Source organism: Kluyvera sp. CHPC 1.251, assembly GCF_036759945.1.
Lineage (GTDB): Bacteria > Pseudomonadota > Gammaproteobacteria > Enterobacterales > Enterobacteriaceae > Kluyvera > Kluyvera sichuanensis.
Map to the genome: position 1 here is coordinate 286,084 of NZ_JAPKIC010000003.1, position 19,580 is coordinate 305,663.

Here is a 19,580-nt window from a genome sequence, read left to right on the forward strand (position 1 = left end):
TTAAATGACGTTAAAGCAGGTGAACCAGCGGGCGAGAGTACCCGATGCGGAGCTGGAAAGCCTACAGCAGCTGCGTTACTGGCAAGAGTGTGAGCGCGTCTATACCTACCAGCCTATCTACACCATTCAGGGCCGCTTGATGGCGATTGAAGTGTTAACGATAGTGACCCATCCCTCTCAACCACAAAAACGTATTGCCCCGGATCGTTACTTCGCTGCGGTTTCTATCGGCCAGCGCATCCATGTCATCAAAGAACAGGTGACGATGCTGGCAAAAAGGAAGCATTTCTTTGAGCAAAATAAGGTGCTGGCATCGGTCAACGTCGATGCGCCCACGCTGCTGGAAATGCGTCAGGACAGGATCCTGAAAACGATGATTGAAACGCTGCCCTGGCTACGTTTTGAATTGGTGGAGCACATGGCGCTGCCGCAAGATTCCACGGTGGCCTCACTGTGTGAATTTGGCCCGCTGTGGCTGGATGACTTCGGCACCGGTATGGCTAACTTCTCGGCGCTGAATGAAGTGCGCTACGACTACATCAAAGTGGCCCGCGATCTGTTCATTATGCTGCGCAAAACCCCTGAAGGCCGCAAACTGTTTATTCTGCTGATTGAGCTGATGAATCGCTATTGCGAAGGGGTGATTGTGGAAGGGGTTGAAACGCTGGAAGAGTGGCGCGAAATTCAAAACTCACCTGCCGCCGCCGCGCAGGGCTATTTCCTTTCTCGTCCGGTGCCGATGTCGACGCTGGAATCCTTGATGATCAATCTGGTATGAAACTGGCCTACGTGATGTAGGCCAGCTCAATGATTTTAGAGTGATTCGTGACGCGTTTCGTGCGTCAGCAGCAGCGCAATTAGCGTCAGTGCCGCCATGGCTGCCAGATAGACACCCACGTAGAACAACCCATAGCTACTCTGCAACCAGGCCGCGATGTACGGCGCAACGGACGCACCCAGAATCGACGACACGTTGTAGGAGAACGATGCCCCGGTATAGCGCACTTCCGTTGGGAAGAGCTCCGGCAGCAGCGCGCCCATTGGGCCGAAGGTCAGACCCATCAGGCTCAGACCAACCAGCAGATACAGCATAATCAGCGCCGGATTACCGGAGCCCAGCAGCGGCTGGAAGAAGAACAGCGCGAAGATGATAATCAGGCTGGTGATCACAATCATGCTTGGGCGACGACCGAAACGGTCCGCCAGCAGGCCTGCAATCGGCACCATCACGCCAAACCCAATTACTGCCAGCATCAGCATCCACAGGACTTCGTTACGCGGCAGCCCCAGGCCATTCGGCGCGGCGGCGGTGCTGTAAGTCATTGAGTAGACGGTCATGATATAGAACAGCGTATAGGTCGCCAGCATGATGAAGGTGCCAAGCACCGTCACGCGCACGTGCTTGCTGAGCAGGGTGCCCATCGGCACTTTAACCTGTTTCTTGGCGGCAGCGACTTTGGCGAACACCGGCGTTTCATGCAGCGAGACGCGCACGTACAGGCCGATAATCACCAACACGGCAGAGAAGATAAACGGTACGCGCCAGCCCCAGGTCATGAACTGCTCGTCGGTCAGCAGCCAGGAGAGCAGCAGGAAGGTGCCGTTAGCGAAGAAGAAGCCAATCGGTGCGCCCAGCTGCGGGAAGGAACCGTACAGCGCGCGTTTGCGTGGCGGGGCGTTTTCCGTCGCCAGCAGCGCCGCGCCGCCCCATTCACCGCCAAGACCGAGACCCTGGCCAAAGCGCGCCAGCGCCAGCAGGACTGGAGCCATAATGCCGATGGAGGCATAGCTCGGCAGCAGGCCGATAACCACGGTGGAGATCCCCATGGTCAGCAGCGAAGCGACCAGCGTGACCTTGCGCCCAACACGGTCACCGAAGTGGCCAAAGAGCGCGGAACCAATAGGACGAGCGACGAAGGCGATAGCGAACGTTGCCAGCGATTGCAGCGTTGCCGCCGTCGGATCGCCCTGTGGGAAGAAGATATGCGGGAACACGATGACCGCGGCGGTGGCGTAAATATAGAAGTCGAAGAACTCAATGGCGGTGCCGATGAGTGAGGCCACGACGACCTTATTACGCGAGTTAACCGGAGCGGAAGCCTGTTCGTTATCGAGTGTTGTGCTGGTCATAGTCTTTTCTAATATGTATAGCGAACGAAAGGCCATATTAGACATAGCAAAAGCGACATTTCAATCTGTAACAGGATTGTAAAATGGCGCAAAGAGGGGCAAAAAGTGGATAATTTTTATACCAGTAAATTATCAAACATGAAATGCTTCACATTTTTCGTAGATTAGATGATAAAACTGGTTTTTGGTTAAATAAAAGTTACAGGCTGGATTTATATGCTAATTCGGTGGGTTGGGCTGAAATTTTCAGCCCAACCGGGCGGTTAGCGGTGGGTTTTTCCCGGCATTCTCGGGTCGTCCTTGTATTCTGCCGTGGCAATCCACGCGGCGCAGAACAGCGTCAGACGGGCGAAGAAGTAGAAGAACGCCATCAGGCCGAGCACGGAACCAAACGCGGCGCCGGATGGGGATTTCACCAGCGTCGGCAGCGTCCAGGTCATGATGATTTTGATCACCTCAAAGCCGATAGCCGCGATAAAAGTGCCGCGGATCAGCGCCTTTTTACGCGGGCGGTGGCGGGGGAGTCGCCAGAAAATCCAGAAGAACAGCAGGTAGTTGGCGAAGATCGAAATCGCCAGACCTATCAACCGCCAGGCGGGCTTCAGCCACTCAATGCTGTCGAGATAGAGCGCCGAGATAATCAGTTGCTGCGCTGACCCGGCAACCGACGTAATGGAAAGGGTGACAATCAGCGCAATCAGCAGGCCAATCAGCGATACAAAGTCGCGCAGGTATTTAATCCAGATGGCTTCCTGATCCTGCGGCGTGCGTTCCCAGACGTCGCGAGACTGGGCGCGAATGGCCTCGCGCAGGTTGCCCATCCAGTTGATGCCGGAGTAGAGGGCGATACACAGGCCGACAAGGCCGACGGTGGTACGCTGCTGAACGGCGGTGTTGATGGTGCTTTTGAGGGTGGCGGCGAGCGTCGGGTCGCTGACGTTCGCCAGGATCTTATTGAAGATGTCCTGTAGCAGCGTCGGATGTGAGGCAAGAATAAAGCCGGCGGCGGCGAACGACACCATCAGAATGGGGATCATTGATAAGAATGAGAAGTAGGTAATGGCCGCGCCAAACTGATTTCCCAGCCTATCGTTAAAGCGCTCAGCGGCGCGAATCAGGTGGGCGATGACCGGCTGGCGCTGAATCTTCTGCGCCGTGGTGGTGACGCTGTCCAGCGCCTTGCTAGCCTTTTGCTGTAGACGTTTATCGTTGTTTTCCGACGTCATCAGGGAGATTTTCCTTTTTATTGCTTTTACTTAAGTATAGAGGGTTCCCCGGAGTCGGTGCGTTGCACCTCGTCCGGATCGCCTGATGGCGCTACGCTTATCAGGCCTACAACGGATTATCACCGTTTTGTAGGCCGGATAAGGCGTTTACGCCGCCATCCGGCAAGGGCTGGATCAATCCACATATCCCTGCAACACGCCGGTTAACCACTCCATAAACAAATGAACCCGCCGAGAAAGGTTACGGCGGTGCGGGTAAATTAACGACACCGGCATCGGCTCGGCCCGATACTGCGGGAGAATTTCAACCAGCTCACCGCTGTGCAGCGCCTCACGCACGCCCACGCGCGGCACCTGAATAATCCCCAGTCCTGCCAGGCAGGCGGCATGGTAGGTTTCGGTGCTGTTCACCGTCAGTACGCCGCCGGTTTTGACCCACCTGGTGCCGCCATCTTTCGCCACTTCAAACCCCTGTGGGCGCACGCCGAGATTAGCAGCGTAGTGTACCAGCGCATGGTTGCTGAGGTCGTCCAGCGACTCCGGATAACCAAAACGCGACAGGTAGCCTGGACTGGCACAGTTGATGATGGTCAGCTTGCCGAGCGGTCGGGCAATCAGCCCTGAATCCTTCAACGACCCCACGCGCACCACGCAGTCAAATCCTTCGCGAATCACATCGACTAAACGATCGCTACTGCTGAGCTCAAGCTCAATGCCGGGATAGTGCTGCAAAAAGGTCGGCAGCTTGGGGATCACCACCTTACGCGCGATACCTACCGGCATATCCACGCGTAGCCGCCCGCTCACGCTGCTGGGGTCGCTCTGAAACATGCTATCCAGTTCGTCGAGGTTGCTCAGCAAATCTTTAGCGCGCTCGTAGTAGACCATCCCATCCTGAGTCAGCAGCACCCGTCGAGTGGTGCGGTGTAACAGGCGGCAACCCAGATGGTTTTCCAGCGCCTGAATTTGTCGCGATACGCTACCTTTAGGAAGGCCAAGGGTATCCGCCGCACGGGAAAAACTCTCCAGTTCGGCAACGCGGATGAACAGCTGCATTGCGTGAATTTTATCCATCAGCATGCCCTATTGTTGTTCTGAATGAGACAGTGAAGCGTAATCAGGGATATTTATTGTTCTTTTATCACCTAATAAGCTTGTTCTCAACGAACACACCCACTGAAATGAGGTTTCCCATGACTCAACGTATTGCGTTAGTGACCGGCGGTAGCCGCGGACTCGGTAAAAATGCGGTGCTGAAGCTGGCCGCGCAGGGAACGGATATTATCTTCACCTACAATAGCCAACGTGACGCCGCGCTGGAAGTTGTGGCCGAAATTGAGCAAAAAGGGGCGAAAGCCGTGGCATTACAGCTGAACGTCAGCGATGTCGCCAGCTTTGCGGCCTTCACTCAGCAGGTGAAAGAAGCGCTGAATCAGGTCTGGGGTCGCGAGACGTTTGATTATTTAGTGAACAACGCCGGGATTGGCCTGTATGCCTCTTTTGCTGAGACCTCCGAGGCATTATTTGATGAGCTGATGAATATCCACTTTAAGGGGCCATTCTTCCTGACTCAGGCGCTGCTGCCGCTGATAGAAAATGGCGGACGCATCCTCAACGTCTCGACCGGTCTGGCGCGTTTCGCGCTGCCGGGCTACGCCGCCTACGCCTCCATGAAAGGGGCGATGGAAGTGCTCACTCGCTATCAGGCGAAAGAGCTGGGCGCGCGCGGAATTTCGGTCAACAGCATTGCCCCAGGGGCGATTGAAACCGACTTCGGCGGCGGCCGCGTTCGTGATAACGACGATCTGAACAAATACGTGGCGTCGCAAACCGCGCTGGGCCGTGTTGGGCTGCCGGATGACATTGGTGACGCGATTGCTGCGCTGCTGAGCGATAATCTGCGCTGGATGACCGCGCAGCGCATCGAAGTCTCGGGCGGCATGTTCCTGTAAGGCTGCGATAACGCCTTTGCTTTGCAAAGGCGTTATTTACCTATCGTGCGGAAAATAGTCTTAATCAGGAGTTATTATTCCCTTTACTTCCGCCTACCCCCGTAATAACCTACTTTTCCATTCAATTAATATTATCGTGGCGACACGCTTGTCTAATCCATTTCTTAATTAAAATATGATGGTATATGTGAATGCGTAATGGTGATGTGACGGTTGTAAGTATTCATAATTATGATGTTTAGATCGCTCGATATCTACGTAAAATGACCCAGGCCAAACGGCGAGTTCTTATTTAAGGTTGTGGGGATTACTCTGCACGCCATTAGAATTCGTTTTATTTTGATATGGGGAATCCATTATGCAGGTAGTGATGTTTGACAGGCAGTCAATATTTATTCATGGAATGAAAATCAGCTTACAGGAACATATTCCAGGAATTGATATTTCTGCTGTTAGTCAGGCCGATGACCTGTGGCGACAGTTGTTACAGCATCCGGATGCGCTATTGATTCTTGACGGTGGCCTTGACCACGGCTTCTGCCAGTGGCTTCTGCAGGAAAAACACCAGCAGTTTCCTGAGTCAAAGGGCATTATCATTGTGAATGATTATAACCGCGCCTGGCTGAGCGATATGATGGCCTATAACCTACAGGCCATTATCCCCCGGGATGCCAGCGTTGAGATATTTGTACAGACGATCAAAAGCGTCATGCGCGGCCTGATTTGCCTGCCGGGCGATTGGCGGATGGAATATGAGCGGGAAAAACAGGGGCTGGATAATCTGAGCCAGCGCCAACGTGAGATATTATCGCTGCTGGCCAACGGTGAATCGAATAAGGAAATTAGCCGAACGCTGAATATTAGCGCCGGCACCGTGAAAGCGCACCTTGAATCACTGTATCGCCGCCTGGGCGTTAAAAACCGCACGCAGGCCGCTATGCTGATGAATAATCGGGATGCTTCAGCGCATATCGCCACGGAATAACGTCGCTTCAGCCTGGCGCTGCGTCGCCAGGCTGGTCTGCGACGATCCTTGTTGCTGCCAGAGCGCCAGCGCATCCGCCATATGACCCTGGTTCATCTCACGCACGATGGTTGACTGCTGCACGGCTTCCGGCCCCAGGCTGAAGGCCAGCAACATCAGGGCATCGGATTGGTGCTGGTTTAACGGCACCTGCATGCAGCGGTGCAGCACCTGGTGATAATAATCCACGTCCTGCTGAAACAATAGCTCGGCCTGAGTAAGGGTAATCGGCCCATCAAAACGTTCCTGGTCGCGAATCAAATGCCCGTAGCCCACGATCCACAGCCCATCTGCATCCTGATACTTTTCCAGCGACAGCCCCTGAGAGCGCTTAATTAGCTCTAGCCCCAGCAGACTCGGCGTAGCGACATTTGACATCTTTGGTCCTCATTAAATGAAATGAGGAGTGTAAAAGAGTCGTCCGAACGGGACTATTGGCCGGATGTCCGTGACGTATCAAATTCATGGCTCAGTAAGCCGAAAAGCCAGTCGTTTTGCCACTGCCCGGCCAGGAAGTAGCTTTCACGTAGTTCACCTTCCAGCATAAAGCCCTGCTTTTCCAGCGTACGCCGGGAGGCAAGATTGCCCGCGGTGACCGTCGCCGTCAGCCGCCGTATACCGCCATGCCGGAAGGCGTAGTCGCAGACCGCACGCAGTGACTCGCTGCCATAGCCTTGTCCCTGGGCCTGAGGGGAAAATAAAAAACCAACCTCGGCGCAGTCGCTATCACGATGGATATAGCCGGTGATCCCCAGCGGCGTTTGTGCGGCGTCGCGTACCACCAGACACAGCCAGTGTTCGGCACCTGGGGTCCAGGGATGCAGGCGTGCGTCAAATGCCGCCCGGATCTCCTCCTCGCTCCGGCTATCTGCCACATAGCGCATGACCTGCGGGTGCTGCTGTAAGGCCAGGAAAAAGGACCAGTCGCTTTCGGTAATCAGGGTGCAGCTTAAACGTTCGGTGGTGAGCGCGATCATAATTTCTCATTCTGATAGGTGGCGCGGGACTGTTAATTTGCCTGAATTGCTCTATGGTGTAACGACAAAAATAACAAAGCAGTAACATATTAATCCTAAGGCTAAAAAACCTTGCTGTTGATTAAGGAATGGGAAAATGTCGACGTTATCGCGACAGGTTGGCCAGCAGTATGAGCACTGCCTGAGCGTGATTCGCCAGGCCTCGATGGAGATCCTCACGCTGCTTAAGCTGCGCGTGACGGAGGGCAAAGATCCCCGTTGGTTTCTGGAACAGCTCGATCAGGCGCGACTTAACCTTGGTGGCTGGGGCGCGGTGGCCCAGCGGCTCAATATTAATAACAGCCAACTGAGCGAATTTATGCTCCAGCTGCGTCATCTGCAGCAGGGCATTCCCTCTTATGAACATGGGCAGACGGCCACCGAAAATCAGCTGATTGCGGCCGAACGCTTTGTTGTGACGCTGGAACAGATAAAACAGCAGCAGCCGTTGCTGATGTTTAATACCGGTTACGCCAGCGATGCGGAACAGCTACAGGAACAGGCTGTACGACAGATTCGCGCCATTCAGTTGACCCTGCGCGGGTTGGTGATGCAGGTGTGGCCGGATGCCCCGCATCTTCAGCACGCGCTTAGCGTGCAGTTTGGGGCTCACGAAGTGATGCGCTGGCGCTCGCGCAGCCCGACGGAAAACATACTCGACGGTATGGCGTTTAGCGAGCTGGTACAGCTAGTTGTAGACAAGAAGGCTTTTTCCCGTCACTACTCTTCGCTGTTTAACTCTGCGGGATGGCTGACTTTTCTCGCCGAGCAGCGCCTGACGCTGCATACCTTTCTCGAAGACGTTCGCCGGATGCGTAATAAGGTATTGGCGCATCATCCTCTGACGGAGGTGGAGTGTCTGCTGCTGGATCTCTACGCCCAACAGGTCACTGCTCCTGTACAGCACGCCTACGAACAGGGACGTACACGCGTTAACCCTGCCAGCCTGATGGCGGCGGACGGCAGCGAAACCCAGCGCTTCTGGGCGCAGGCTGCCGACTATGCGCATACCTGGGGTGTGGATGCCAGGCCAATAGCCGACAGCATTGAACGCCTCCATCATAAAGCGCAGGAAAAGGCAGACACTCGCGAACGCATTGCGGCCGTGGTGCTGTGGGGTGCGGTGGGGGTAACGGTGCTGGGGATGGCGCTGGGTGGGATCAGCCTGCTGACCTCTGAGTCGACGCTGCGGCCTTACGTTGAGCCGCCACCGCCGGTTACCGTGGCGCAAGCGGAGGGGACAGCGACGGCTTCTCCTCGCGATCTGCTGGCCAGACGTGGGATCTTATGGGATCGCAACGCGCTGCGGGCGGCTATCGATCGTAATGATCTTGAGGTGACAACGCTATTTTTACGCGGTGGAATGACCTGGCAACTCGCCTGGACGGACTCGGCGATGGCGGCCCAGCATGAAGAGGTGCTGAACCTGCTGCTGCGCTACCACCTGCAAATGGATGAGCTAAAACCCTGCCGACGGTTTATCAATACGCTTACGCTCGAGCTGTCGCGCGGCGCTCAGCTCAGCGCGATTCGAAAATCTTATCTACAGGCGTTTTGTACCACTCCCGCCGTGGTGGCGCGCCAGCGTCTGGCGGTGGATAACGCTCAGCAGCGCAGTAAAGCGATGGGCGATGCCGAAAGCAAAAAATGGCTGACGATTCAGAAGTCGGTCTACGATGTCATCCGTTGAAAACAGGCACCATAACGTGCCCTCTCCCCCGTAGGGAGAGGGCTAGGGTGAGGGGGAAACCTCAAATCAGCCGGTAGTTTGCGTCCGGCGACATTTTTGTCGGTATCAGGTTGTCCTTCATCATCTCCCGCAGGTCTATCTCAATCGCATTGCAAATCGCGTTAAGCGGCAGGTCGTTATCCTCAGTACCGAATGGGTCTTCCAGCTCGGTCGCGATAGCGTCGAGCGCCAGCAACGCGTAGGTGGTGAAGATAGAAAACAGCAGGGTCAAAAAGCCAAAATCATGAATCAGCAGCAGCGGATATACGGCGCAAAAAATGCCTACCGTTCGGTGCAGCAACAGCGAGTAGGCATAGGGAATCGGCGTGTTGCTGATGCGCTCGCAGCCGCCCTGAATAGTGCTCATCTGATTGAGATAATGATTGAAATTGCGATATATAAACTCATTGGGCCGATGCAGATACAGCCACTGCCCAATATTTTGCAGCAGGGCGTTGCAGGGGGTGGTGAGATGCTGATAGTCCAGCGCACGAGAAACCGGCACCGGTCCATGACGTAGCTTGGCTTTTAACGTTGCGCAGTAGGTGACAATCAGATCCAGTACCACCATTTTCTCTTCTGGACTTGCCTTGGTCGTATTGATGACCTCGCGCATTAGCGACCGGCTCACGATGAGCAGGTCGCCCCATAGTTTGCGTGCTTCCCAGTAGCGCAGCCAGGCCGTGTTGTTACGAAAGCCGATAAACACCGATATAGAAATCGAGATACCGATAAAGTAAAACGAGCTCTCCTTGGCGATAATGCCGTGCAGGTGCAAGAGCGGCAGCACATACAGATAGACGATATTCAGCATGATAAAGAAACAGAGCTGGGGAGAGATTTTTCTCATGATGGAACCGCGCCATGAGAATAATTTCCGCAGCCAGGTTTGCTCCGGCCTGACGATCATGATTTACGCCTTCTCTGGGGACAGCGCTAAAATAGTGTCGTAAACCACCTGCAGGCGCTCCAGGTAATGGGCAAACACGCTGGCTTTGTCATTAATGGAAATGTGGCGGTCCAGGTTACCCTGCATGTCGATACAGGCGGATGGAAGTTCAATGCGGCCAAGCTCGGCGGATTCCGCTTCGAAATGGATCTCGATTTCACCAAAAATACGTGAGCGGATAATATTGATGTAGACGCCATCGAAAACGCACACGCAGAGACGGCCTTTTTCGCTGGGCTGAATATAGTGATGATACTGCCGTCCGGTCGTGGTGATTTGCGTGATAAGCTCCATGGAATAGAGATTCCAGTATTTATCCATTTTATTTTTCTGATTAAAAATGAGCAGCGATTTTTCTTCTGGCGAAATAGTACAAATAGTCATTATCTTAACTTATCGAGATGAGTGGTTGGAAAAACAGTTAATATCGCCACGGGAAATTACATGGCATTTTGTATCACGTTATACTGGGTTACAAAGTTGATATAGTCGCGAAGCACCGCAGGGTTATGCGTTTTGCTCTGGTAGATCATCCAGAGATCTATTTTCTGAACATCCCACTGCGGTAATAGCGTGACCAGTTGGGCGCTTTGCAAATACGGCTTAACAATATATTCGGGTAAAATTGCTACCCCGGTTCCCTGCAACGTTTGCTGCAAAATGTAGGTCAGGTTGTCGCTGGTATGGCGCAACGGCATCGCTAATTCATAAGACTCATCGTGCTGGAATAGCGCAATGCTTTTCCAGGTCTGATGCGTAATCAGTTCACAGGACTGTAGCGCCTCAGGGTGCTGAATATCGTGTGCGGCCTTATACTGCGGCGTACAGACGATAAAACGGTTAAACGTCCCGAGGAAGCGGCCAATACAGGTGTCATCAGAAGGCTTACCGATACGGTACGCCACATCAAACTCACTGCCAACGTTGCCATAGAAAGAGTCTGCGGTAATTAGCTGTAGCTCAATATTGGCATGCGTTTGCAGGAACTGATGGTGCACGGCGGGTAAAATGCTCGCCATAAATCCCGGTGGGGCAATAATCTTTAGCTTGCCGCCGGTCTGATTATGCAGAGCCTGCACTGTTTTATCACCGCGTACGCTGGCATCGACCACTTCATGGCAGTAGGCCAGATAGCGCTCACCGTCGGCGGTCAGCGATATTTTCCGCGTCGTGCGATTCAGCAATCTGACGTTGAGATACTCCTCAAGGGCACTAATTCGCTGGCTGATACGCGACTTTGTCATACCCAGTTCAGCGGCGGTTTTGGTAAATGAACCGTTTTCTACGAGAAGCGCAAAAAGCGCCATATCCTGAACGTGCTTGAGCATAACTTAACCTTAATGTACGACAGCGCGAAATTATACGGAGGGGGCATGGCGCTGTATATACCGGATTGTTTAATAAAGAAGACCGAATTGTTTAATTATTTGCGTATACAAAATAACATACTTCAGATATGAGCGGCATGGCAATAAGCATCAATAATAAAGTATTAACCGAATGCCTCTAATGGGTTATAAAAATAATCAATGATGATTATTTTAGCTGATTATTATCCTGGCGGTGATGGTGGGGTTAAAAAACGGTATAAAAGAAAGCGAATAATAAACGCATGTTTCTAAAGCGTAAATAATGTAGGCCGGGTGAGCGAAGCGCCATCCGGCACGATGTTGCACCGTACCGGATGGGCCAGTCTGCCAGGCTAGTTCAGCGCAATACGCGCTACGCTATCCGGCCCCTTCGTCGAGTAGTCTTTATTAAAGTCCTGCTTCAAGGTCACGTACAGCGTGTTGCCATCATCGGAAAGCAGCAGGCTGTTTGGGTGAGTGGTAAAGTCCCAGCTCTGCTTCACGGCATAGCTGGTGGCATCCAGGCGCAGTACCTTCTTCGACTCACGCTGGCTAATGAAAATCTCATTGCGCTTAGCGTCAAACTTGATGCCCAGCGCATCGCCCTCAATGCGTTTAATGACTTTACCGGTGTGCTCATCAAAGACCAGGGTGGTTTTGGCTTTCGAATCATCAGTGACGAACAGACGACCGGTTTTTGGGTCTTCCGCCATATTCAGCAGCAGGTACTCTTTGCCGTCGCCCGGCGTCCAGCGCTGCTCAATGTTATAGCTTTTCGGGTTGATCACCAGCACTTCGCCAGCGCCGTTGGTGGCGTAAATACGTTTTGTCACCGGTGAGTAGATGATGCCGGTAACCCATTTCCCCGCGTTATCAATACGCGCCTTCTGGATCATGGTTTTGGCATCTACCACCGAGATAAAGCCCGGATCGGCCACGCGACCGATAAACAGCATGCCGTTATGGAACAGCACTTCACGTGCGCCTGCCGGGTTGCCGTCTTTGCCTTTTCCATCCAGCGTCAGGCGCTGCAGTACCTTGCCGCTTTTGGCATCAACTTTCGACACGGCACCGTCCAGCGAGTTAGTGACGTAAAACGTTTTGCCGTCGTCATCGACCGCCGTGCCAAAGTTTTTCAAGTCGGTATGGGTGGTACCCGTGACGGCAAGGGTAGTGGGGTCGAGGCGATAAATCACGCCGCCGTTGACGTCTTTAAAGCTCTGCGCGCTGGCAACAAACAGCGATTTCTCACCGGAGAACAGCGCCATTTCGTACAGACCATCCCCCAGCTCATGTTGAGTGACGGAAGCGGCTGTTTTAAGCGCAACGGCGCCTTCGGCAGGCTGTGCATTTTCGGCGAGGACAGGCAATGCAGGGAGGGTAAAAGCGGCGATAAGCGCGGCGCAGAGCGCCGTTTTTCGCGGGCTGAATAACGATACCATTCGAAACTCCATCATTGGATAAACGGTTCCCGACCGGGGTGGAGCGACGGCGGGATTTTTTAATAAGAATGAGAATTGTTATTGTTTATCACAAATAAGGCGTTTCGACGACCGCCATTTTTCGGCGGCGTGGGTGAGGAGGGTTTTTGAACCGCGTTAAAACGAGCGGTTTATCCCTGTCGTGGCTGCGCCACCTGGCGACGAAGCTCCTCCAGAACCTCATCCAGAATAAACTGCACTCGCCACGGCTGATACTCACGTTTGCGGTAAATAGCCACCAGATCGAGCCACCATTCGTACTGTTCGGCGAAGCAGGGGGCGAGCACCCCGGATTGAATATCGGCCTGTACGCTACTTTTCGGAGCAAATACAATCCCAAGCCCGTTGCGCGCCAGTTCCAGCGCTGACTGCGTGTTATCGCAGATATAGTTGCCGGTGACGCGAAAATCACGGATCTCCTGGCTTCCAGCGAGGCTAAAACGCCAGATATTGGCGTCATTAATCAGCATCGAATCCATCAGAATGCAGGAGTGCTTGTCGAGGTCATCCGGCGAGGTGATTGGGTGTTCCATCAGATACTGGGTGCTGGCGTAGGCGCTGACCGCATATTTCGCGATAAAGCTCGCCACCAGAGATTCATTTTTTGGCTGAACGCAGGAAATTAAAATGTCGCAATCATCGGGGAATTCGGAACCTTCATAAAATGATTTTCGTTCCAGATTAAACGTTTTCAAATATAAGCTGATATTGCCGATGTCTTTTATGGTATTTACCACGTTACGTGCCAGATAGGCGTTAATCATTGTTGGCGAGTAAATTGTGACGCGGCCATTTTTCTCATGCTTATAGTCAGCCACGAAATTATTAAGCTGGTTTTCTTTTTCTAGCAGATCGTTAACGTAGGGAAGCAACGACTCACCAAAGCGGGTTAGCGTGAGCTTACGCGAAGAGCGCTCAAAGATTTTAAGCCCAACTTTTGCTTCAACATCAGAGAGGTAACGACTGACATTGGCCTGCGCCATGCCCAGCACGGTGGCGGCGTGGCTGATATTTTCGCTGGCGGCCACCACCGATATTATTTTTAATTCCTGAGGCTTAATCTGAAGTTTCTTCATTGCCCGACTCTATATATAAATTGATATAGATCTATATAAATATTGAGATTGCATCAATATTAATACGAACATTATCATATTTGACATCAGGATATTATATTAGGTTGGAACAACGGGAATGTCAATTAAGCGTAATGCTGCGCTACTTTTATCGCTATCTTTTATTTCAGGTGCATCATCAGCGGCGCTATCGGTTGGGGCGGGTGCAGTATTTAATGAGTCTATTTACCGCGGATATAATGAAAATACTCACGCGGTGCCTATCGTTAATTATGAAGGTGATTCGTTTTATATTCGTCAAACCACGTTAGGCTATGCGCTATTTAAAAATAAGCGCGATGAAGTCAGCCTGACGGCTTCCTGGCTGCCGCTAACCTTCGACCCATCGGATAACGACGATAGCGCGATGAAGCAGCTGGATAAGCGCAATAGCACCGCAATGGCCGGTGCGGCGTGGTACCACCATGAAAAGTGGGGCAGTCTGAAAGTTTCGGCGGCGGCAGATATTCTGGATAACAGTAACGGCTGGGTCGGTGAGCTCTCTTATTTCCACGTGCTGCCAATGGGCAGGCTGGCGATTATCCCTTCGCTGGGGGTTTATTACTATGACGACAGCTTCAACCGTTATTACTACGGCGTGTCGGGGGCGGAATCCCGCCGCAGCGGGTTAGCGCAATGGTCACCAGGCAGCAGCTGGATGCCGTACGTTGGGTTGACGATGAAGTACCCGCTGACCAACAACCTGATGCTGACGGCAAATGCGAGCTATAGCGTGCTGCCGGATGAGATTAAAAATAGCCCGATGGTTGATCGTGATGGGAGTTTTACCGTGTTGACGGGGGTGAGTTGGCGGTTTTAGAGACGGCGGTGCAGTCCCGGCGGCGCTTCGCTTGGCCGGGCTACATTGTTTCGTGCCGAACCACGGGAAACGTCCATAAAAAAAGCCAGACATCCGTCTGGCTTTTTGTCGTTCGGGCAATCTGCCTTAGCGCATGGTGACGAACTCTTCCGCCGCCGTAGGGTGAATCGCTACGGTGTTGTCGAAGTCTTTCTTGGTAGCGCCCATCTTCAGCGCCACGGCGAAGCCCTGCAGGATTTCATCCATGCCGAAGCCAATACCGTGAATACCAACGATCTTCTCTTCCGGGCCAACGCACACGAGCTTCATGCGGCACGGCTGGCGGTGCGAGGTTACGGCGGTGTACATGGCGGTGAAGGAGGATTTATAGACCTTCACAGCGTCGTCGCCATACTGCTCGCGCGCCTGCGGCTCGGTTAAGCCTACGGTGCCGATTGGCGGGTGGCTGAAGACCACGGTCGGGATGTTGCTGTAGTCCAGATGCTCATCCGGCTTGTTGTTAAACAGACGCTCGGAGAGGCGACGGCCTGCGGCCACTGCCACCGGGGTCAGCTCTACCGCACCGGTGTTATCGCCCACGGCATAAATGCCAGGAACGCTGGTGTTCTGGAACTTATCAACGACGATATAGCCTTTATCGTTGGTTTTCACGCCCGTAGCGGCCAGGTTGAAGTTATCGTTCGCCGGTTCGCGACCGATCGCCCAAATCAGGCAATCAACGGTCTGGCTGCGGCCATCTTCCAGCTCCAGGGTCAGACTGCCATCGGCATTTTTAACCACGGCTTTTGGAATGGCGTTAGTGTGCAGCTGCGGGCCTTCGGCGTTCATCACCTCAACCAGTGTCTCGACGATTAACGGGTCGAAGCTACGCAGCGGCGCGTGTTTACGCACGAACAGATGGGTTTCAGCACCCAGGCCGTTGATCACGCCCGCCAGTTCCACGGCGATATAGCCTGCGCCCACCACGGCAACGCGCTTCGGCAGCGCTGGCAGTTCGAAGAAACCATCGGAGTCGATGCCGTATTCCACGCCCGGAATGTTCGGGTGGCTCGGACGGCCGCCGGTGGCGATCAGGATATGATCGGCGGTGATCGTCTCACCGTTCACTTCGATGGTTTTAGCGTCAACAAAGCGTGCAAAGCCTTTGATCACGTCAACCTTGTTCTTACCCAGCACGTTGTCGTAAGAGGTATGAATACGGTCGATGTAGGCGGTGCGGCTGGCAACCAGCTTGTCCCAATCGAAGTTGTTGATGGTGGTGTCGAAACCGTAGTCTGGGCCATACATGTGAATCGCTTCGCGGATCTGCGCGGCATGCCACATCACTTTTTTCGGTACGCAGCCGACGTTAACGCAGGTACCGCCGAGATCTTTGGCTTCGATTAACGCGCACTTCTGGCCATACATGGCTGCGCGGTTAATGGAGGCGATACCGCCGCTGCCGCCGCCAATGGCGATGTAGTCGTAATGTTTGGTCATGGCCGCTCCTGAATGTTCAATGTTGAGCGGGTGAGCATCATGCTACCCGCCAAAATACTCGCGATTGTATACCTGAAGCTGATAGGTTCCACCGATGCCTGCGATTACTCCGGCACGATCCAGTTTACCAGCGTGTGTCCGGTACCTGCCGGAACCAGCTTGCTGTGCAGCCACGGCAGTACGTTGTTCATCTGCGCTTCCAGCTTCCACGGCGGGTTAATCACAATCATGCCTGAGGCGGTCATACCGCGCTGATCGCTGTCCGGGCGTACCGCCAGCTCAATTTGCAGGATTTTGCGAATGCCGGTCTCTTCGAGGTCGCGGATCATACGCTTGATTTGCTGGCGCAGCACGACCGGGTACCACAGGGCATAGGTGCCGGTGGCAAAACGCTTGTAGCCATCGTTGATCCCGCTCACGACCGCCTGATAGTCGGTTTTAATCTCGTACGGCGGGTCGATAAGGATCAGGCCGCGGCGAGAAACCGGCGGCAGCTTGGCTTTCAGCTGCTGGTAGCCGTCGGCACGGTCAACGCGGGCGCGGTTATCTTTCTGGAATTCAGAGCGCAGCAGCGGGAAGTCGCTTGGGTGCAGCTCGGTCATCTGCAGGCTGTCCTGCTCGCGCAGCAGCTGGCGGGCAATCAGCGGGGAGCCTGGGTAGTAGCGCAGCTGGTCGGTGCGGTTGAAGTGTTTGACCACGGAGATATACGGCACCAGCTCTTCCGGCAGGTCGTCCTGTTGCCAGATGCGGGCAATCCCTTCCAGGTATTCCCCGGTTTTTTCGGCGTGCTCGCCACTCAGCTGATAGCGGCCTGCCCCGGCGTGGGTGTCCAGATAGAGAAACGGTTTTTCTTTCTCTTTCAGCGATTCAATGATCAGACTCTGAACGGTGTGTTTTAAAACGTCGGCGTGGTTGCCTGCGTGAAAGCTGTGGCGATAACTGAGCATGGGTGCGGATATTCCGGGAATTAAACAAGATAGCTGACAGTTTACCGCAGATCCGGGCAGATTACCGCTGTAGCGCGGTGTCGTTTCCATTTGTGGCAATAATGTTGCAAAACATGAATGTGTCATAAAAGCGTCAAGTGACGGGTTTAGCGTCAACGGCAGGCAAGGTAATTGTTTGAATAAAAGGAAAATAATGAAACTGCAAATCACACTGCTGGCCGCCGCGATGGCGCTGGCAATGCCGGTACTGGCAAAAGACGTGTCCGTGAATCAGGCGGCAGCTATCGCCACCACCGTAACTCCAACGGCGGTTAGCCCAGCGTTTGACGCGCTGGAAGGGCAATCACTGACGGCGCTGCGTGCGGCGCTGAAAGGGGACGCGTCGGCGCTCACCCGCGACCAGCTGGAAAAAGCGAAACAGAACAAAACGCAGGCCGATAAAGCCTGGCTGAAGGCCAGCGGCTATGACTTCCAGACCAAAGCCAACCAGCAGGCCGGTATCGAACTGCTCTCGGCGTTCAGCGCTCTGCCGGAGACGGTGGTGAAGCAGAACCTGGCGACGGTGACCGAGATTAACCGTGATGCGACCCAAACGGCCCGCCACCAGGCGCTGGCGGATGCGGAAGGCATCAACCACCTCTACTTCCTGAGCGACGCGATGGGCCCACGGCTGGGCAAAGCGTTTATCGCGGCCTACAACAAAGGTGAACTTGGCAAAGCGGCGGCGCTGATTAAAGCCTCTGAAGTGAGCACCAGCGCGGCGAAAAAACACTTCAACAACCCGCGTCCGTTCCTGATTCAGGGCAACACTATCCACCTGGTGCCGGACGACGTGGTGATTAAAGATAACCATCCGTATACCGCTGACGGCGGCTCATTCCCAAGCGGCCATACCAATACCGGCTACACCGACGCGCTGCTGATGGCGGAGATGATTCCGGAGCGTTTTGATGCGCTGGTCACTCGCGGTGCGCGCTATGGCTACTCGCGTATCGTGCTCGGCGTGCACTACCCGCTGGACGTGATGGGCTCCCGTATGGTGGCGCAGCGTAACGTCGCCCACTACCTGAACGACGCGAAGTACCGTGCGCTGTTTAATGAAGCTCGCGACCAGTTACGTGCCGCGCTGGAGAAAGAGTGCGGCACGACGCTTGCCGAATGCGCGAAAACGGCGGGGAAAGATGACCCGTACCGCGCCCCGGCGATGCGTGACTTCTATCGCTTCACCATGACCTATGACCTGCCGCAGCAGAAGGGTGAAAAACAGAGCATCACGGTGCCGCAGGGCGCTGAAGTGCTGCTGGAAGCGGCGCTGCCGAATCTCTCTGCCGCACAGCGTCGTGCGTTGATGGTGAAAAGCGCGCTGCCGGCGGGTTATCCGCTGTCAGGCACCACCGCTGACCAGCAGTTCTGGCAGCGTCTGAATCTGCCTGCCGCCTATGAAATGGCGAAAAAACCGCACTAATTAGCGCAGCATATTGAGGGAAGGCGGTACCGGGTGCGGTATCGCCTTTTTTAAATGTTCATGTAGCTTTTCAATCTCCGGCGATTGCGCCGAACCCTGCGGCCACACCAGCCAGTAGCTATCCCCCGTGGCCACAGCATCGTTAAAGGGTAACGTCAGTAGCCCGCTGGCGAGCGCTTCCTGACTCAACAGTAAATCACCCATGGCGACGCCATGCCCGCCAATCGCCGCCAGATAGCCGTGCTCAAGGGTATCGAACACCTTACCGCGCGCGGTATTCAGCGTCGGGAATTGCCCGGTTCGTTTTAGCCAGCGTCGCCAGTCGCGGCGATCCGGGGAGGGGTGAATCAGCTCGCAGTGCTCGAGATGTTCCCTGGCCTGCGTGGTGAGTTGGGGGGCGCAGATAGGCACCAGCCACTCTTCAAACAGCAACTGACTTTGCGTTCCGGGGCCGAATTGACCGTCGCCTAATAGAATCGCGCAGTCGTAGGGTTCGCGGCTGAAATCAACCGTATCGGTATCCATCCACACGCTGGAGAGCGCGATTTGCGGTGAAGCCAGCGGTGAAAGCGCGGCTAGCAGCCAGCGCATGGTCAGCGTGGAGGGCGCCTTTAAGCGAAGCTCGCGGCGGTGACGGCCAAAGGCTTCGCAGGCCCGCTCCAGACTTTGAAAACCTTCGCTGAGCTGTGTTGCCAGCGTCTGCCCGGCGGCGGTCACGGTGACTCGCGGCCCGTGTCGCTGAAAAAGGGCGCAGTCAAACCACTGCTCCAGCGTACGGATATGGCGGCTTACCGCGCCGGGCGTCACGTTGAGTAATTCAGCGGCTTTGCTGAATGAACCTAAGCGAGCAGCGGCTTCAAAAGCGCGCAGGGCGTACAGCGGCGGTAGCGACATGGCG

The 19,580-nt window shown here is 54.4% G+C and carries 19 protein-coding genes; 6 read left to right on the top strand and 13 right to left on the bottom strand.

Features of this window, described 5'->3' with window-relative positions:
- The first annotated feature begins 4 nt into the window (after positions 1-4).
- On the top strand, positions 5-778 hold the full coding sequence (gene pdeH / locus V6940_RS08115; RefSeq protein ID WP_185667407.1) for a cyclic-guanylate-specific phosphodiesterase: 774 nt from the start codon (positions 5-7) through the stop codon (positions 776-778).
- A gap of 35 nt (positions 779-813) precedes the next feature.
- Here the strand turns inward: pdeH and V6940_RS08120 are convergent, their stop codons facing one another.
- The 3 genes from V6940_RS08120 to V6940_RS08130 form a co-directional block, all read right to left on the bottom strand.
- Positions 814-2,130: an MFS transporter gene (locus V6940_RS08120; RefSeq protein WP_185667406.1), complete on the bottom strand. Its 1,317-nt coding sequence runs from the start codon at positions 2,128-2,130 to the stop codon at positions 814-816.
- A 263-nt stretch (positions 2,131-2,393) separates the two neighbouring features.
- Entirely contained in the window at positions 2,394-3,356 is a 963-nt protein-coding gene (yhjD, locus tag V6940_RS08125; RefSeq protein ID WP_370631778.1) for an inner membrane protein YhjD, read from the bottom strand.
- 174 nt (positions 3,357-3,530) lie between these two features.
- Entirely contained in the window at positions 3,531-4,430 is a 900-nt protein-coding gene (locus V6940_RS08130) for a LysR family transcriptional regulator (RefSeq protein WP_333495504.1), read from the bottom strand.
- Positions 4,431-4,549: 119 nt separating this feature from the next.
- Between V6940_RS08130 and V6940_RS08135 the strand changes: the two genes are divergently transcribed.
- Positions 4,550-5,308 (top strand): SDR family NAD(P)-dependent oxidoreductase, encoded by a 759-nt coding sequence (locus V6940_RS08135; protein WP_333495505.1) that lies wholly within the window; start codon positions 4,550-4,552, stop codon positions 5,306-5,308.
- Positions 5,309-5,666: 358 nt separating this feature from the next.
- The gene (locus V6940_RS08140) at positions 5,667-6,293 is read left to right on the top strand and encodes a response regulator transcription factor (protein ID WP_333495506.1); all 627 of its coding nucleotides are present in this window, start codon (positions 5,667-5,669) and stop codon (positions 6,291-6,293) included.
- Here V6940_RS08140 and V6940_RS08145 read toward each other — a convergent pair.
- Positions 6,270-6,710: a lysozyme gene (locus V6940_RS08145; protein ID WP_333495507.1), complete on the bottom strand. Its 441-nt coding sequence runs from the start codon at positions 6,708-6,710 to the stop codon at positions 6,270-6,272. The genes V6940_RS08140 and V6940_RS08145 overlap by 24 nt on opposite strands.
- A gap of 53 nt (positions 6,711-6,763) precedes the next feature.
- Positions 6,764-7,309 (bottom strand): GNAT family N-acetyltransferase, encoded by a 546-nt coding sequence (locus V6940_RS08150; protein WP_333495508.1) that lies wholly within the window; start codon positions 7,307-7,309, stop codon positions 6,764-6,766.
- Between the two features lie 136 nt (positions 7,310-7,445).
- On the opposite strand from V6940_RS08150, the gene V6940_RS08155 reads away from it, so the two are divergent.
- On the top strand, positions 7,446-9,038 hold the full coding sequence (locus V6940_RS08155) for an STY4199 family HEPN domain-containing protein (RefSeq protein WP_333495509.1): 1,593 nt from the start codon (positions 7,446-7,448) through the stop codon (positions 9,036-9,038).
- A 61-nt stretch (positions 9,039-9,099) separates the two neighbouring features.
- On the opposite strand, the gene V6940_RS08160 is transcribed toward V6940_RS08155, so the two are convergent.
- The 5 genes from V6940_RS08160 to V6940_RS08180 all read right to left on the bottom strand — a co-directional run bounded on the left by V6940_RS08160 (position 9,100) and on the right by V6940_RS08180 (position 13,932).
- Positions 9,100-9,987 carry a bestrophin family protein gene (locus V6940_RS08160; RefSeq protein WP_333495510.1) on the bottom strand — a complete coding sequence of 296 codons (888 nt, stop codon included), beginning with the start codon at positions 9,985-9,987 and terminating at the stop codon, positions 9,100-9,102.
- Between the two features lie 3 nt (positions 9,988-9,990).
- The gene (locus V6940_RS08165; protein WP_333495511.1) at positions 9,991-10,410 is read right to left on the bottom strand and encodes a hypothetical protein; all 420 of its coding nucleotides are present in this window, start codon (positions 10,408-10,410) and stop codon (positions 9,991-9,993) included.
- A 56-nt stretch (positions 10,411-10,466) separates the two neighbouring features.
- Positions 10,467-11,354, bottom strand: a complete 888-nt coding sequence (locus V6940_RS08170; protein WP_333495512.1) for a LysR family transcriptional regulator — start codon at positions 11,352-11,354, stop codon at positions 10,467-10,469.
- 374 nt (positions 11,355-11,728) lie between these two features.
- Positions 11,729-12,817, bottom strand: coding sequence for a YncE family protein (locus V6940_RS08175; RefSeq protein ID WP_333495513.1), 1,089 nt, complete (start codon positions 12,815-12,817; stop codon positions 11,729-11,731).
- Between the two features lie 170 nt (positions 12,818-12,987).
- Positions 12,988-13,932, bottom strand: coding sequence for a LysR family transcriptional regulator (locus V6940_RS08180; protein WP_333495514.1), 945 nt, complete (start codon positions 13,930-13,932; stop codon positions 12,988-12,990).
- 118 nt (positions 13,933-14,050) lie between these two features.
- On the opposite strand from V6940_RS08180, the gene V6940_RS08185 reads away from it, so the two are divergent.
- On the top strand, positions 14,051-14,791 hold the full coding sequence (locus tag V6940_RS08185) for a MipA/OmpV family protein (RefSeq protein WP_333495515.1): 741 nt from the start codon (positions 14,051-14,053) through the stop codon (positions 14,789-14,791).
- A gap of 126 nt (positions 14,792-14,917) precedes the next feature.
- Here the strand turns inward: V6940_RS08185 and gorA are convergent, their stop codons facing one another.
- The gene (gene gorA, locus V6940_RS08190) at positions 14,918-16,270 is read right to left on the bottom strand and encodes a glutathione-disulfide reductase (RefSeq protein WP_333495516.1); all 1,353 of its coding nucleotides are present in this window, start codon (positions 16,268-16,270) and stop codon (positions 14,918-14,920) included.
- Positions 16,271-16,374: 104 nt separating this feature from the next.
- The gene (locus V6940_RS08195; RefSeq protein ID WP_333495517.1) at positions 16,375-17,217 is read right to left on the bottom strand and encodes a 23S rRNA (adenine(2030)-N(6))-methyltransferase RlmJ; all 843 of its coding nucleotides are present in this window, start codon (positions 17,215-17,217) and stop codon (positions 16,375-16,377) included.
- Between the two features lie 193 nt (positions 17,218-17,410).
- Between V6940_RS08195 and V6940_RS08200 the strand changes: the two genes are divergently transcribed.
- Positions 17,411-18,682: an acid phosphatase gene (locus V6940_RS08200; protein WP_333495518.1), complete on the top strand. Its 1,272-nt coding sequence runs from the start codon at positions 17,411-17,413 to the stop codon at positions 18,680-18,682.
- Here V6940_RS08200 and V6940_RS08205 read toward each other — a convergent pair whose 3' ends face one another.
- Positions 18,683-19,576, bottom strand: coding sequence for a LysR substrate-binding domain-containing protein (locus tag V6940_RS08205; RefSeq protein ID WP_333495519.1), 894 nt, complete (start codon positions 19,574-19,576; stop codon positions 18,683-18,685).
- Between the last annotated feature and the right edge of the window lie 4 nt (positions 19,577-19,580).